This window comes from Candidatus Phytoplasma pruni (assembly GCF_013391955.1).
Lineage (GTDB): Bacteria > Bacillota_I > Bacilli_A > Acholeplasmatales > Acholeplasmataceae > Phytoplasma.
The window spans coordinates 20184-35703 of record NZ_JABUOH010000062.1; the positions used below are offsets into that span (position 1 = coordinate 20184).

The following is a 15520-nucleotide window of genomic DNA, read 5'->3' on the forward strand; positions in this document are numbered from 1 at the left end:
AAAAGAGCGATATTTTTTTATTTTTAAAGCTTAAATACCATGTTAAAAAAACCAAGACCTATTTTTTTTAACATTATTATTTAATCTATCTAATTCTTGTAATTTCAAAAATAGTTCTTTTTCAGTATTGCTGATTTTTGTAGGAGTTTTTACCTTAATAATAACATAATGATCTCCCTTACGAGAAGAATTTAAATAAGCAATTCCTTTGTTTTTCAATCTCATCTTAGTATCCGTTTGGGTACCTGCTGGGATTTTAAGTTCCACATCGCCATAAATAGTCGCTACACTAATAGTAGACCCTAAAACAGCTTGATAAAAATCAATGAAAAGGGTAGTAATAATGTTGTTTTCATCTCTTTTAAAATGTTCATGCGGTCTTACTTTGATATCTACTAATAAATCACCGTTAGCAGCACCTAAATGACCACCATTACCATTTTGAGGTGATTTTAAAGTCATACCATTTTCTACACCAGCCGGTATTTGCAAATTCATTTGTTTAACTTTTTTAACTCTTTTTTGTCCCTTACAAGAAGAACATTTGTGTAAAATAGTTTGTTTTTCGCCACGACATTGTGGACAAATTTGTTGAGAAGGGATATTGCCTAAAATAGTTTGTTGGTTAATAGTAACATAACCATTACCATGACAATAAGAACAAGTTTGTACGCTTTGAGCGTTTTTAGCCCCTGTCCCTTGACAATGTTGACAATCTTCTTCTACGTGGAATTTAATGTCTTTTTCCACTCCTAAAGCAGCTTCGAGAAAATCAATTGTAATTTCGATGTGCGAGTTGGAACCAACATTATCGTTACGCCCTTGTCTTTTCGAACCAGAACCACCAAAGAAATTTTCAAAAAGATCTTCAAAGTTGAACGAGCCACCGCCGCCAAATCCTTCAAAACCACCGCCAAAACCGCCGAAACCACCAGCATCACCAGCGTGACCAAAACGATCATAATTAGCTTTTTTATTAGGGTCGTTTAAAGTTTGATAAGCTTCTTGCACTTCTTTGAATTTACTTTCAGCATCTGCCTCTTTAGAAACATCTGGATGAAATTTTTTAGAAAGTTTTCTATAAGCGGATTTAATTTCACTCGCACTAGCTTCTTTAGTTAAACCTAAAACGCTATAATAATCTTTTTTTTGTTTCAAAATAAATCTCCTAATTAGAATAATAATTTATGATAATAAAAGAAACCAAAAAAAGTCATAACGGCTTTTTTTGGTTCATTAAAATATTAAATTAGATTATTATTTTTTTTCTTCTTCAAATTCAGCATCAACTGTTTTATCGTCTTTTTTATCGTGATCATGGTTATGATCGTGTTTGTGATCGTGACTGTGGTCGTGATCATGCGCGTTTTTAGCTTGTTCTTGTGCTTGTTGATAAGCTTGAAGAGTGATGTTTTGCGCTTCTTTTTCTAAAGTTTCTAATTTTTCTTTGATGACAGTTTGATCATCACCTTTTAAAGCTTCTTCTAAGTTTTTAATATGCTCTTCTACTTTAGCTTTTTCTTCAGGGTTAACTTTTTCTTTCAAGTCTTCTAAAGCTTTTTGAGTTTGGAAAATTAGTTGTTCTGCGTTATTACGTGTATCGATTTTATCTCTTTGGATTTTATCAGATTCAGCGTTTTCTTCAGCTTCTTTAATCATACGGTTAATTTCTTCTTCTGATAAAGAACCAGTTCCAGAAATAGTAATTTTTTGCTCTTTATTAGTGCCTAAATCTTTCGCTTTAACAGAAACGATACCATTAACGTCAATATCAAAAGATACTTCGATTTGCGGAACTCCTCTTGGAGCAGGCGGTATATCGTTTAAACGGAAACTTCCTAAAGTTTTATTTTCTTTCGCTAAAGGTCTTTCTCCTTGTAAAACGTGGATATCAACAGAAGGTTGATTATCAGCAGCAGTGGAGAAAATTTGTGATTTAGACGTCGGAATAGTAGTGTTTCTTTCGATTAATTTAGTGAAAACATTACCTAATGTTTCAATTCCTAAGGAAAGTGGAGTTACGTCTAAAAGAACGATATCTTTCACATCTCCCATTAAAATACCGCCTTGAATAGCAGCTCCCATAGCAACTACTTCATCAGGGTTAATACTTTTATTAGGGACTTTTTTCAATTCTTTTTTCACTAATTCTTGAACAGCAGGAATTCTGGTTGAACCACCCACTAAAAGAACTTGGTCAATTTCTTCCGCTTTCATACTAGCATCAGTTAAAGCACGTTTAACAGGTACTAAACAACGTTCTACTAAATCACGTGTTAATTCGTCAAATTTAGCTCTTGTTAAAGTGTATTCTAAGTGAAGAGGTCCGCTTGTAGGGTTCATAGTGATGAAAGGTAAAGATATTTGCGTAGAAACAATACCACTTAATTCTTTTTTCGCTTTTTCAGCAGCATCTTTTAATCTTTGAGTAGCGATTTTATCCTTAGATAAATCCACTCCATTATCTTTTTTAAATTCTTTAATTAAAAATTCAATAATACGTTCATCAAAATCATCACCACCAAGTTTGTTATCACCGGAAGTAGATAAAACCGCAAAGTTACCTTCAGCTAAGTTTAAGATAGAAACATCGAAAGTTCCTCCTCCTAAGTCAAAAACTAAAATATTTTGTTCTTTTTCGCTTTTATCAATACCGTAAGCTAAAGCAGCTGCTGTTGGTTCATTAATAATTCTTTTTACTTCTAAACCAGCAATTTTACCAGCATCTTTAGTTGCTTGTCTTTGCGAGTCATTGAAATAAGCAGGTACAGTAATAATTGCTTCACTAACTTCAGCTCCTAAATAATCTTCTGCTTGTTTTTTTAAATTTCTTAAAATCATAGCACTGATTTCTTGGGGAGTATATTTTTTGTTGTTTACATCAACAGTATAATCTTTCTCACCCATATGTCTTTTCACAGAAATAATAGTGTTTGGGTTAGTAAGCATTTGTCTTTTAGCTACTTCACCTACCATTATTTCGTCGTTTTTAAACGCTACAACTGAAGGAGTAGTTCTACTACCTTCCGCATTAGGAATAACTTTAGCTTCTCCGCCTTCCATTACAGCAACACAAGAGTTAGTTGTTCCTAAGTCAATACCAATAATTTTATTTGTTTTCGCCATTTTTATTTTCACTCCATTCATTTACTTTTACCATAGCTGGTTTAATAATTTTATCTTTGTATAAAAAGCCTTTTTGTAAAACAGCAACGTTAACGCCGTTGGGTTGTTTTTCATCAGAAATTTTTTCTACTGCATGATGATATTTAGGATCAAATTTCTCACCTAAAGCTTTCATTTCTACAACGCCGTCTTTTTCTAAAACGTCGTTAATTTGCTTGTTAATCATTTTAAAACCTAAGAGAAATTTCTGTAACATTTCGTCTTCAGTAGGCATTTCTAAAACTTGTCCTAATTGTTCTAAAGGAACTAACATGTCAGTAATCAAATTCATAGAAGCGTATTTAACGTCTGCTACTTTTTCTTTTTGAAGTCTTTTTTTCAAATTTTCTAAATCTGCTTGAGATTTTAATTTTTCATTGATTAATTCGTTTTTTAATTGTAATAATTCCGTTTCTAAATCTTTTTCATCTTGAGAGGATGAATTGTTTTTATCGCCGGAATTAGAGGATGATTGTTCATCCTTGTTTTTATCACAACCATCACAATCTTCTTGAGAAGATTTTTCTGGTTGGTTTTTTTTGCTTTCTTGTTGAGAAGCGTTGTCTTTTTTATCACCTTGACAACCACAATCTTGGTCTTTTTTAACTTCTTCAGTTTGATGATTTGGTTTGTTCATCTTTTCTTCGTTGTTATGTGTTTTTTTATTTTTATTCATGTAAAAATAAACTCCTCTTTATTCCAATTTATAATTATTTTTTGTCATATAGCTGCGACAAATGAGCGGATAAATATTCCAAAAGGGGAACAATTTCTTGAAAATTCATGATAGTCGGTCCTAAAATAGCAATTGATCCTTTTTCATTTTCATTAATATCATAAGGAATAGAAATAATCATAAATTTATTGTACGGCATTAAGCTAATTTGATTAGCAAATTTATAAATAACTTCTTCAGAATTAAAGAAAATTCTGTTTAATTCTTCATTTTCTAATATTTTAAAAATGTCTTTCGCGGAAGTGAGGTCTTTGCATTCCGAATTATCGTAAAAATTAGAAACACCGTATACATAAAAATTATCAGTCGCAAAATTATAAAAGATTTCGACCAAAGATTGTACCAGTTGTTCTTTATATTCGATATATGCTGCAAAAACGGTAGCAACCACATCACTTTCCAGAATTTCTATTGCTTCGTGCAAATATTTACCAATTAAAAAATGGTTTAATTCTGTAAATATGATTTGTAAATCTTGCAATGATAATTCGCTATCTTTTTCTAAAACAATATTTTGATGTTGAACATTACCATTATCGGTTACAACCAAAATAAGGGCTTGTTCTAAATTTAAAGGAATCAAATCGATTTTATTAATTTTATTAGTTTTTAAAACATCAGGACCTATCATTAAAGTCGCATAATTGGTTAAATTACTTAATAGTTCTAAAACTTCTTTAATAATTTTTTCTTTATTTAAACTTTTTTTATTTAAAATTTGGTCAAATAAAGAAATCATTTGAATAGTTTCATTATTGCGTGTTATTAAATTATTAAAATAAAAAGCATAGCCTTTTAAAGAAGGTATTCTGCCGCTAGATTTATGAGTTTTTTTTAAATAACCTTTTTTTTCCAATTGTACCATATCATAACGAATTGTAGCGCTGGAAAAGTTTAAATAAGGTAGACTCGCTAGTAGCTTAGAACCAACAGGTTGATCTTCTTTGGAATAATTTTCAACAACGGCCTTTAAAATTAATCTTTTTCTATCAGAAAGCAATATAATAACTCCTTGGCACTCATTTAATATGACTGCTAATATTATTATATTAGTTTTTATATCAAATGTCAAGCATAAAATTGTAAAAAAGTTATTTTTTTCTTTTTTTTAAAAATAAGTCTCTTTTTTTCTCAGATAAAAATTAGTATATAATATAGTTAAGAGCTTAAAAAACAATTCTATTTATTTTGTAAAGTTAAAAACATCATAAAAATAAAGAAAGGAGGAAGACAAAATAACTTTATGCACGTGAATAAAATACCCAAAAAATACTTATTCATTTCTTTTTTTATCTTTTTATTAGCCGGTTTTTTTTATTACCGGATGATTTTTAACTTGGGAACACAACCGATAAACCTTTTTCATTATAACAAAAATAATAAAGAGGCTTTAAAATTAAAAGAGAAATACGACACTATTGAAAAAATTCACAAAAACATCCAAACTATTTTTGAAAAAGAAAAAAACAAAGAAAAACCCACTTCTTCTTACGAATTAAAAAGACATAAATTGCATATTGGTGAAACGGTATACGCTTTTACCTTAGATACGACAGAAAATATCAAACCATTCCAAGAAGGTATCATAAGCGAAGATTATGACGAAAATAATACCCATTATTTACCTATCTCTATTAAAGGTAAAAATAATAAAATTTTTTTTAACACCAAAGGCGAATTCATCGGTATTTCTTTACCTGATAAAAAGAATAAAAATAACAAAACCGAAATTAACTATATTATCACTTCTAACAGTATGTATAATTTTTTAAAATGTATCCGTACCATAGAGGATGATGATGAATTTTTCCCAAAAGAAGATGCGTATAATAAATTTTTTTTACCAATCGAGATCAAAGAAAAAGACCAAGAAAACAAAAAATTTAATATTTTCTTAGATCAAAACGGGCTTTTTTTAGGTTTAATTCATCAAAATTTTCCAGAAAAAGTGATCTCTTTTGAACAACATTTAAAAAAATACTTATTTGATACCTATTGTTCAGCCTCTTTAAAAAATATTGAAAAACCACATCATACAGAATTACCTACTAAAGCGATTTCTCCTTCAGAAGATCCGTCTCTTTCGGAAACAGAAGATTTAGCAAGCAAAATCCGCTCTTTATCGAAACTTAATTTTTTAATCACTTATAAAGATTTTCTAGGTTCGGGTTTTATTTGGGACATAGGTATAATTCCAAATAACGATACAGGAAAAATAACATATAAATATTATCTTTTGACGAATCGCCACGTGATAGAACATGCTCGTAAAGGCGAACCTATCTATCTTTTTAACCACGAATTTAAGCATAAAAAAGCTTCCGTATTTAATTATATTGACAATAAGCGGGATACAGATGACATAGGTATTGTCACTTTTAGAGATCCTAGCCGTGACTTATTTCAAAAAGTAAAAGACATTTTAAAAACAGCAAAACAACCTTTTTCCCAACCAGAACCATCTCTACCTTTAAAAGAAGGGGAAGATATTTATAGCATGGGCTCTCAATTGATAAAAAACCCTAAAATACCTTTCACTTTTGTATACGAAAACGAAAGACCACAAATTCAAGAAAATAATTATCGTTTTTTCGGTTCCGGATGGCCTTATGTCAACCCTATTTCTCAAAGTCCTAGACAATATCCAGAAATTAATTTATTGAAAAAAGGTAGTATTATTTATCATAATGAAAAAGAAATTAATTTCAATATTCAAATTGATAGTGGCAATAGCGGAGGAATGGTGTTTAATAATAAAGGTCAAATTATAGGGATGAATAGAAGTGTTCTTCAAGGAGATAAAACCACCGATAGTTTTTCCCAAGCAATCAACATTCTCCATATTAACGAAAGATTTGAAGAAATGAAACAAAGGTCTCGAGGAAATCCTACTTTGGAAGATAAAGAATACCAAACTAGTTTGCAAAAGAAAATAAATCTTTTTCAAAAGAAATTTAAAGACAACGAACCTAGCAAAATAAATTTTTTTGTTCAAGATTTATTACTCTTGGATCAAAAAACAATCGTTTTTTCTTCCTCTTCTCAAAAGAAGACCAAAGAACAAAACAAATTTTTGATTGATTTAGTCGGTAATTACGATTATAAAGAAGAAATCTTTTTCATGGACCCTTTTCAAGAAGATGTAGAAATTCGCTTAAACAAAATAGATAGCAAAAGGGGAGGTGAAAACTTAGAATTAATTATACAAAAACGCAATAAAGAAACTGAAAAAATCACCGCTACTTACACTCATACATTTAATAACTATGCTTTACGTAAAGGTGATAACTCTTTTTTATCTTTAGAATTAAAAAAAGCCCCCAAAAAAGACAAGATAGATGACTCAGACAAAATCAAAAATTCTTTAATCGTTTGGAATAAAGCCAATGGTCAAAACGGTAATGGTGTTATTCTTCATCGACAAACACTAGCCAATAATAAATTTTTATATTATGTTTTATCCAATTACAATACTGATTATGAATTGGAAGAACACAAAAAAGAAAAGATGGATAATTGGGTCAATAACTTTATCAATATTTTTTCCGATGAAATTGATATTATCGCCTCTACTCCAGATGAAGGTAAAAGAAAAGAAAAAGGACATTTACAAAGTTTTCTCTTTGATAAAAATGATTTAATTTTATTGACTTTTGAATCTGATTATAATTATCCTCCGGCGGAAATGACCAAAATTACGGATCTACAAATAGGACAAGAAGTTTATTATCTATTCAATTCAGATAATAAAGTTAATTTCCCTCAATTTTTCAAAAGCAAAGTCGGCAGTATAAAAGGAGACACGGCTTTATTTGATTCTGTTTTCAACTTAAAACATAAAAAGAAAAAATTAAATTTTCTTTTTTTTGATAAAGATAATCGTTTTATCGGGATCAATGATATTGTCAGTGATAATTTTAACACTCCGCTGCATTTTGTTAAAACTTCTAATATCCAAGAGAAAAGTGTGGTGGAATTATTCCGTTATCAAAAATTAAAAAATAACGCTAACCAAATTTTTTCCATTATTTTCTTAAATATTATCCTTTTTCTTGTCATTATCTTTTTACCAAATAACGGCAATAAAACACAAAAAAATGGAAACAAATCCATATTTCCTCTTGACTTCCATTAACTAAATTCCCAATAAGAAAACCTTCCCCAACTCATCTAAAAGTTAGACTAAAAATGAGTCCTCGGAGGTTTTCTTTTTTTATTTTTATAAATCTTTCTATGTTATAATGCAAGCGGATAATATTTGCTTTTTAATATTGAATTTAGGAAAAGAAACGTTCAAAATTGCTAATATGATCCATTTTACGTATCAAACTTAAATTAGAAAAGAGTTTAGAACAATAAATAATCATCATTCCAACATATCACACCAAAAAGAAATTAAAAAAATCTTTATCCTCCTTTCGACCCTTTTTATTTTAGTTTTTATCAATAATCAGCGTCTTTTCGGGACTAAAAATAATTTAGAGAACGTCATTCCCATACACCAAGAGTTGTTAAATAATAAAGAAATAGCGGAAAGAGAATTAGGGATTGCTAAAAAATTAAACCAACTCATTCAAAACCCAAAAGAAGATCATTCAGAATTTGATCGATTTATCGATAGTTTAGAAAATAAACAAGATTCGCAAACAATTATCAGCCAATGGGAAGCTTGTGAAAAACAATTCCAAACAGCATCAGAAACAAAAGAACAGGAAATAGAAGCGGGAAAAGAAGAACAACCCACTTTTAACGATTTATTAACTTTATTCCACGATGTTAACGAAGAATTTAAAAAAATCATCACTCGACTCAAAAAATACAATACCAAATTAACCAAACAAATGGCAGAAGAAAAACAAAAAGCAGTCCAAGAATGGTTATCATTAGTGGATCTATCTGCGGGCAACAACGAAGCCTTAATCGCTTTAAAAAAAGAGATTGCCGAACAAATCCAAAATCTTGAATCAGAAAGCAGCGCTTTATCTTTGATGAAAAAAGGTAACGATTTATTTGAAAGTTACGAAATAGAGGATAAAAGCAACTCTGTCAATAATAAATTAGACCGCGCTAAACTTTATTTTGAAGACGCTTTACAAAAATATAATCAAATAAAAGAAAAATTAAAATCATTTGTGGATTACACATTAGAAAAACCCCAAGAAAAAAACACTCAATTAGAACGTTTAGAAAAAAATCAAAAAGCCTTAGAAACATGGCAAAACATTTTATTCATCCTAATTATCTTTCATTTGCTTATATCCGCTTTATGTATAATTTTTCTTTCTTTTAAAAACAAACAAAAGAAAGGTTTTTTTCCTGAAAAACAAGAGCCAAACCTTAATGCAGAATCATAAATAAAAAAAGAGCCCATAAAGCTCTTTTTTTATTTATTAAACTAATTCAAATCATCCATTATCACATCAAAATAACAAAAGCGATAGCGTAATTATCTGTGTGCGAAAGAGAAATCATGATTTTATTTTGATAAGGATCAACAACATAGGGCATACCATCAGGTTCATGGTTTAAAACAGACCAATCAGAATAATTATGTGTTAAATCGCCTTTAGCGTAAGCTTTAAAAATTGCTTCCTTAGCAGCCCATCTGCCCGCGACATAACTATACTTTACCTCTTTATTAGCGATAGTAGTATAAAATTCATGCTCTTTAAGGGATAAAATTCTATTAGCTATTTTATCCAATCCAACGTCTTTTATTTTTTTTATTTCCACTAAATCCACGCCAATATTTTTCATTTTATTATTGTTTACCTTTTTTTCTTTTTATCTTTCCGATAATCTTTGTTCCAGTTCTTCTTCGTCAATAATTTTAATACCTAAAGCACGAGCTTTTGTTAATTTAGAACCGCTATCTTGACCGCAAATTAAATAATCTATATTTTTAGAAACAGAATTAACGATTAAAGCACCTTTTTCTTCTAAAAGAAGAGATGCTTCTTTACGCGAATAACGCTTTAAACTACCTGTTAAAACAATTTTTTTACCTTTAAAGAAGTTATCTTGAACTGTTGTTTTATTTTGATCATCTTTTTGAAATTGAAGATTATGCTGCATTAAAAGATTAATTTCTTCCCAATTTTGAGGCTTTTTAAAATATTCACCCAAACTTTCAACAATTTTAGCACCTACTTCAGGGATGGTTAATAAGTCTTCTTGAGTAGCTTCTTTTAAAGCATAAATATTATGATATTTTTGAGCTAAAATCTTAGCCACCTTAATCCCAATATGTTTAATGCCTAACGCGAACAAGACTCTTTCAAAAGGTTGAGATTTACTAGTTTCTAAAGCATTTAAAATGTTATTAACCTTTTTGCTTTTAAAACCCGGCAAGTCTTCTAATTGACTACGAAAAGACTTTAAAGAGTATAAATCAGATATTTTTTTAACAAAACCTTTTTGAAAAAACAGAATCAAAGTTTTTTCTCCTAAAACATTAACATCCATCGCTTCTCGAGAAACAAAATGAATTATTTTTTTAATTTTTTTTTCTTCACAAAACTCATTTAAACAAAAATAATCTACTTCATCAGCTTTTTTATCTAACCGTGTTTGACAAAAAGGACAATGAGTAATCATTTTAAAAGGAGTTTGATCGCTCCTTTTTTCTTGAATCACTTCAATAATTTCAGGAATAATAGAGCCGGATTTATGTATTAAAACAGTATCCCCGATCCTAATGTCTTTTTTTTGAATATAATCATAATTATGCAAAGAAACATTAGAAATAACACTACCACTCACCATAACCGGCAATAATTCCGCTACAGGAGTCACAGAGCCAGTTCTACCCACTTGAAAGGTAATTTTTTTAACAACAGTTTCTCCTTGGGAAGAATTAAATTTATAAGCTATCGCCCATTTAGGGAATTTACTAGTATAACCGATAAGAGGATGAAGTTCTAATTGGTTTACTTTAATCACAACTCCGTCCGTATCATAAGGTAAAGTATCTTTTAATGTTTCGTATCGATTAATGTGAGGAATTAAAGCTTCAAACGAATCTGCCACATAATGATAAGGATTAACAGAAAAACCCATTGCCTTTAAAAAGTCTAAAACTTCTTTTTGAGTTTTAATAAAAGAAGGCGGTTTTACGATATGATAGATAAAAGACGATAAAATCCTTTGGGATACGGTATCAGAATTTAATAACCTAATTGTCCCTGAAGCGGCATTACGAGGGTTGGAAAAAGGCGGTTTATTATTTTTAACCTGCAAAGCGTTTAATTTTTCAAAATCATCATGTTTAAAAAAAATTTCCCCTCTCACTTCTAAATCGATATCTTTTTGCAGTTTTAAAGGAATATTTTTAATGGTTTTGATGTTATCAATCACCGCTTCTCCTACTTGCCCGTTCCCTCTAGTAGTGGCCTGAACTAAAATACCTTTTTCATATTTTAAATTAATCGCCACTCCATCAATTTTCAATTCCGTAATAAATTGGATACGACTAGTTTTTTTCAAAACGCGATGATAAAAGTCTTTTAACTCTTTCAAATCAAAAACATTTTCTAACGATAACATCGGTACTTCATGAACGATTTTTTGAAACTTAGAGTTAACAACTCCACCTATTTTAAAAGTAGGACTATAATTTAATCTATATTCGGGATACTTTTTTTCCAAAGCAATCAATTCTTGCAAGGAAGCGTCATACTGTTGATCTGTTATTTCCGAAGTGTTTAAATTATAATAATCATAATTAGCTTTATTAATCAAGTCTGTTAAAAATTTAATTTTATTTACTATTTCTGTCTTCATTTTCTTCACCTTACTTAAATTATAACATATTAGCGTAATTTATCCTTAAGAACGTTAAAAACAGTTCCATATTTTCTTACCTTTTTAAAAGAAAAGACCTTAGAAAAGGTCTTTTAAAGGAAAGTGGAGGCTTTTTTAAAAAAGAAAGAAAGGGTCAATATTCAGAATATTTTAAAGTTTTCTTAATTCTTAAATTATCATCTTTTTTCTTTAAATCAGCTCTTTTATCGTATTTTTTCTTACCTTGAGCTAAAGCGAACTCTAATTTAAAGAGGTTTTTGATTAAGAATAGTTTAATCGGAATAACGCTAAAATTTTTCAATTTAATTTTGCTTTTGATTTGTAGGATTTCTTGTTTTTTCAATAAAAGCTTCTTTTTTCTATTCTCTTCAAAATCAAAATTATTGCTAAAATCATATTTAGCGATTTTCATATTATAAACGAATAACTCATCGCCCACAAAATAAATGTATGAACTATCTAAATTCACTTTACCTAAACGGATGGATTTAACTTCGTTACCTAATAATTTAATTCCAGCGCAATATTTTTTATCTAAGAAATAATCATAAGAAGCTTTTTTATTTAAAATGACAGTTTTTTTCATTGTTATTTGTTATCTCTTTCGTTATTTTATCAAATGCGAAATAAAAATAACATAAAAACAATTATAATCATTCATACATTTAAAAAAATAAATTTTAAAAATAAAAATTATAATTAGACATCATTGACGATAGGTTTTATTAGATATCGTTGATGATAAGTCTTTTTGAAAAATAAGAAAGCTACAACAATTAAAACAGTGTTATTTTTTAGTGATTTCTTGGTAGGCGACTAAAGAGCGTTTAATAGCGTTTTTAGCTTCTTGTTTTCCTTCTATTCTTTCGATAGAAACGGTTTTTTTGTCTAAATCTTTATAATGAAGTAAAAAATGTTCTATTTCGGCTACTAAAGGTTGCGGCAGGTCTTTAATGTCTTGGTACTGCTCCATTAAAGGATCTCTCACCGGAACAGCGATCAATTTTTCATCTAATTCCCCGTTATCATTCATGCGAATCACTCCAAGAGGACGACAATTAACTAAAACCATCGGATCTAACGATTCTTGGGATAAAACAAAAACATCCAGCGGATCGTTATCTTCACAATGAGTTAAAGGAATAAAACCATAATTAACAGGATAACGAAAAGACGTCGTCAAATAGCGGTCTAATGACAATAAGCCTGTTTCTTTATCGATTTCGTATTTTTTCTTACTACCTTGAGGGATTTCAATTAAAACAACAAATTGGTCTTCATTAATTCTCTTAGGATTAATATCGTGCATTATATTCATAATTTTCTCCGTTTACAATTAAAAATTGATTTTATTTATTCTTTTTCGCATTATCTTGGATAATGCTATTTTTTTCAAATTCGTGTGTTAAATAAAGAGACCCCTTTGACGAACAAAGTTTTCTTTTTTAACACGTTGATAGATAAATGGTTAAAAAACATCTCTTTATTTTTCTGGATGCTAGAAATCATCACTTTATCGATGAACTGTAATCTTTCTGGTCCATCTTTTTCTTCGTTAAAAATTTCATATAAATAAAGGTAAAAATTTTTTTCTGCGTCATTTTTTATTTTTAACAAAAAACCAATAGTTTGGTGTTGAGGGACAAAAGATAAAGCTAGTTTCATTTCTTGCGAAGGTTTGATTTTTTTATTTTCCATAGTAGAATGGATAGAAAATTTTTCTGGAGCATATTTATGACTTAAATTTTTAATCAAATGAAATAATAAATTTTGTTCCAACGACTCCATATCAGTGGAAGTAGTGATTTTATCTAATAGTTGTTCGATAGAAAGGTCTACTTCTTCGGAACTATTTTCCCCTCTCACGATTTCCATTAAATGTTGAACATAAACCACTAAATGTTTTTTTAAAGTGTCTAAATCGTTATCTCTAAAATGTATTATTTCATGGATCAATTCTAACAAAGAATAACCTGTGTTTTTGCAATTACAAAACGAAATATTAACCGAATCAATCGCCTTTAATTCGTTCTTTTTAAAATAAAAACAACCTAAAGCTGGTTCTTTTTTTAATAAACGGTAAAAATCAACCGTTTCTAAAGCTATTCTGTCGTATTTATCATCCACAAACTCTTCTTTAATACCAGAAAAATCAATCAAATCAAATAAAAGATTAACTTTAGGGATATGATGGTCCACAAGACCAAAACATAACTGTTTAAAGTTCAACCATTCTTGGAAAGAAGCGCAAGGAACTGTTTTAACTTTAGCTACGTTATAAAAAAGCCTTATTTTTTTAGAAAATAAAGAACCAAAATCATGTTTCCAACCTATAAAAGAATGTTTTTTGGAGGAATCTTTTTTATAATCGTTTTCTAACAAGGAAAAAGAAACATCAATCACAGCGGATTCATCAAATTTTTCTTGTTGTGAAATGACTTCATCGTTGGCAGATGAAGATTTTTTATCTAGCGTTTTTCTTGTATTTTTCACTTCTAAAGCACTTAACTCTATTTCTTCTTTTTTTTGGCTTTTTTCTATAGCATAAACAGAAAAAGAGTTGCAATAAAATAAAACTATCGAAATAAAAAATAATAAGTTAACTTTTTTTAAACAAAATTTACTTTTCTTCAATTTTTTTCTTTCTAATTTTTAATTTAATAAAAATTAATAATACAGAAATATTATAACAAATGCATCAAATTTTGTTTAAAAAAAGTTAATTTTAAATATAATTCATGGTGGCTCCGGGCAGAATCGAACTGCCGACACGAGGCTCTTCAAGCCACTGCTCTACCGACTGAGCTACAGAGCCAAATATTATTTATTTGGCGGTCCGGACGGGGATCGAACCCGCGATCTCCTGCGTGACAGGCAAGCATGTTAACCACTACACCACCGGACCGTTTTGTGTTTTTTTGGTTGCGGGAGTAGGATTTGAACCTACGACCTTCGGATTATGAGCCCGACGAGCTACCAAACTGCTCTATCCCGCGATCTCAACTTAAATCATAAAAATTATAACATAAGTTATTGGCAAATATTTATAAAAAATTATTTGTAAATATTGGCGGAGGAAGAGGGATTCGAACCCCCGCGCCCTTTCAGACCTTCCAGTTTTCAAGACTGGCCCCTTCAACCGGACTTGGGTATTCCTCCAAAAAATAATTATAACAAAATTTTAATTAAATTTATGGTGGACCCGGTAGGATTCGAACCTACGACCAACCGGTTATGAGCCGGTGGCTCTGACCAGCTGAGCTACAGGTCCATACGATGGTGGCGGCAGAGGGACTCGAACCCTCGACCTCACGGGTATGAACCGTGTGCTCTAGCCAGCTGAGCTACACCGCCTTTGTTTAAATTTTGTTTTTTATTTTTTAAATTATGAATATTAATGTTGGTGGAGCTTAGCGGATTCGAACCGCTGACCTCCTGTGTGCAAGACAGGCGCTCTACCAACTGAGCTAAAACCCCTTTTTTAATGGTACCTGAAGCCGGACTTGAACCGGCACGGCTCTAAAACCATGGGATTTTAAGTCCCACGTGTCTACCTATTCCACCATTCAGGCAAATAAGCCAAATTAAGTGTTCGTTTATATTTGTCTAAAAATTAATAAAATGGTGACCCGTAAAGGACTCGAACCTTTGACACCTTGATTAAAAGTCAAGTGCTCTACCAACTGAGCTAACGGGCCGCCTAATGGTGCCAAAAACAGGAATCGAACCCGCAACCTACTGATTACAAGTCAGTTGCTCTACCTATTGAGCTATTTTGGCTTTAAAATTGTGATTGTAAAAATTGGTAGAGGATGA

11 protein-coding genes and 10 tRNA genes are annotated in these 15520 nt (G+C 30.2%); 2 read left to right on the top strand and 19 right to left on the bottom strand.

What is annotated here, in order from left to right; all coding sequences use genetic code 11:
* Positions 1-42 precede the first annotated feature (42 nt).
* The 4 genes from dnaJ to hrcA all read right to left on the bottom strand — a co-directional run bounded on the left by dnaJ (position 43) and on the right by hrcA (position 4901).
* Positions 43-1158, bottom strand: a complete 1116-nt coding sequence (dnaJ, locus tag HR065_RS02915; protein WP_178734405.1) for a molecular chaperone DnaJ — start codon at positions 1156-1158, stop codon at positions 43-45.
* Positions 1159-1257: 99 nt separating this feature from the next.
* On the bottom strand, positions 1258-3126 hold the full coding sequence (gene dnaK / locus HR065_RS02920) for a molecular chaperone DnaK (protein ID WP_178734406.1): 1869 nt from the start codon (positions 3124-3126) through the stop codon (positions 1258-1260).
* Positions 3110-3841, bottom strand: a complete 732-nt coding sequence (locus tag HR065_RS02925; RefSeq protein WP_178734407.1) for a nucleotide exchange factor GrpE — start codon at positions 3839-3841, stop codon at positions 3110-3112. Before HR065_RS02925 ends, dnaK begins: the two co-directional genes overlap by 17 nt.
* A gap of 34 nt (positions 3842-3875) precedes the next feature.
* On the bottom strand, positions 3876-4901 hold the full coding sequence (gene hrcA, locus HR065_RS02930; protein ID WP_178734408.1) for a heat-inducible transcriptional repressor HrcA: 1026 nt from the start codon (positions 4899-4901) through the stop codon (positions 3876-3878).
* Between the two features lie 324 nt (positions 4902-5225).
* On the opposite strand from hrcA, the gene HR065_RS02935 reads away from it, so the two are divergent.
* Positions 5226-8036, top strand: a complete 2811-nt coding sequence (locus tag HR065_RS02935; protein ID WP_244948352.1) for a S1 family peptidase — start codon at positions 5226-5228, stop codon at positions 8034-8036.
* 373 nt (positions 8037-8409) lie between these two features.
* Complete coding sequence (locus HR065_RS02940) at positions 8410-9255, top strand: hypothetical protein (protein ID WP_244948353.1); 846 nt, start codon at positions 8410-8412, stop codon at positions 9253-9255.
* A 61-nt stretch (positions 9256-9316) separates the two neighbouring features.
* On the opposite strand, the gene HR065_RS02945 is transcribed toward HR065_RS02940, so the two are convergent.
* The 15 genes from HR065_RS02945 to HR065_RS03015 form a co-directional block, all read right to left on the bottom strand.
* Positions 9317-9658 carry a holo-ACP synthase gene (locus HR065_RS02945; protein WP_178734409.1) on the bottom strand — a complete coding sequence of 114 codons (342 nt, stop codon included), beginning with the start codon at positions 9656-9658 and terminating at the stop codon, positions 9317-9319.
* A 27-nt stretch (positions 9659-9685) separates the two neighbouring features.
* Positions 9686-11683 carry an NAD-dependent DNA ligase LigA gene (gene ligA, locus HR065_RS02950; RefSeq protein WP_178734410.1) on the bottom strand — a complete coding sequence of 666 codons (1998 nt, stop codon included), beginning with the start codon at positions 11681-11683 and terminating at the stop codon, positions 9686-9688.
* A gap of 154 nt (positions 11684-11837) precedes the next feature.
* The gene (smpB, locus tag HR065_RS02955; RefSeq protein WP_178734411.1) at positions 11838-12290 is read right to left on the bottom strand and encodes an SsrA-binding protein SmpB; all 453 of its coding nucleotides are present in this window, start codon (positions 12288-12290) and stop codon (positions 11838-11840) included.
* 201 nt (positions 12291-12491) lie between these two features.
* Positions 12492-13022 (bottom strand): inorganic diphosphatase, encoded by a 531-nt coding sequence (locus HR065_RS02960; protein WP_178734412.1) that lies wholly within the window; start codon positions 13020-13022, stop codon positions 12492-12494.
* A 74-nt stretch (positions 13023-13096) separates the two neighbouring features.
* Positions 13097-14338, bottom strand: a complete 1242-nt coding sequence (locus HR065_RS02965) for a hypothetical protein (RefSeq protein WP_178734413.1) — start codon at positions 14336-14338, stop codon at positions 13097-13099.
* Positions 14339-14443: 105 nt separating this feature from the next.
* Positions 14444-14519, bottom strand: a tRNA-Phe gene (locus HR065_RS02970).
* Between the two features lie 14 nt (positions 14520-14533).
* Positions 14534-14609, bottom strand: a tRNA-Asp gene (locus HR065_RS02975).
* 14 nt (positions 14610-14623) lie between these two features.
* Positions 14624-14700: transfer RNA gene (locus HR065_RS02980), tRNA-Met, on the bottom strand.
* A 72-nt stretch (positions 14701-14772) separates the two neighbouring features.
* Positions 14773-14863: transfer RNA gene (locus HR065_RS02985), tRNA-Ser, on the bottom strand.
* Positions 14864-14898: 35 nt separating this feature from the next.
* Positions 14899-14975, bottom strand: a tRNA-Ile gene (locus HR065_RS02990).
* A 6-nt stretch (positions 14976-14981) separates the two neighbouring features.
* A tRNA-Met gene (locus tag HR065_RS02995) sits at positions 14982-15058 on the bottom strand.
* A 47-nt stretch (positions 15059-15105) separates the two neighbouring features.
* Positions 15106-15181, bottom strand: a tRNA-Ala gene (locus HR065_RS03000).
* 8 nt (positions 15182-15189) lie between these two features.
* A tRNA-Leu gene (locus HR065_RS03005) sits at positions 15190-15276 on the bottom strand.
* 50 nt (positions 15277-15326) lie between these two features.
* Positions 15327-15402, bottom strand: a tRNA-Lys gene (locus tag HR065_RS03010).
* 6 nt (positions 15403-15408) lie between these two features.
* A tRNA-Thr gene (locus HR065_RS03015) sits at positions 15409-15484 on the bottom strand.
* Between the last annotated feature and the right edge of the window lie 36 nt (positions 15485-15520).

Excerpts from the sequence above, each read along its gene's own strand:
- dnaK (WP_178734406.1), bottom strand. The coding sequence starts at position 3,126 with ATGGCGAAAACAAATAAAATTATTGGTATTGACTTAGGAACAACTAAC.
- HR065_RS02925 (WP_178734407.1), bottom strand. The coding sequence starts at position 3,841 with ATGAATAAAAATAAAAAAACACATAACAACGAAGAAAAGATGAACAAA.
- HR065_RS02935 (WP_244948352.1), top strand. The coding sequence starts at position 5,226 with ATGATTTTTAACTTGGGAACACAACCGATAAACCTTTTTCATTATAAC.
- HR065_RS02945 (WP_178734409.1), bottom strand. The coding sequence starts at position 9,658 with ATGAAAAATATTGGCGTGGATTTAGTGGAAATAAAAAAAATAAAAGAC.
- ligA (WP_178734410.1), bottom strand. The coding sequence starts at position 11,683 with ATGAAGACAGAAATAGTAAATAAAATTAAATTTTTAACAGACTTGATT.
- smpB (WP_178734411.1), bottom strand. The coding sequence starts at position 12,290 with ATGAAAAAAACTGTCATTTTAAATAAAAAAGCTTCTTATGATTATTTC.
- HR065_RS02960 (WP_178734412.1), bottom strand. The coding sequence starts at position 13,022 with ATGAATATAATGCACGATATTAATCCTAAGAGAATTAATGAAGACCAA.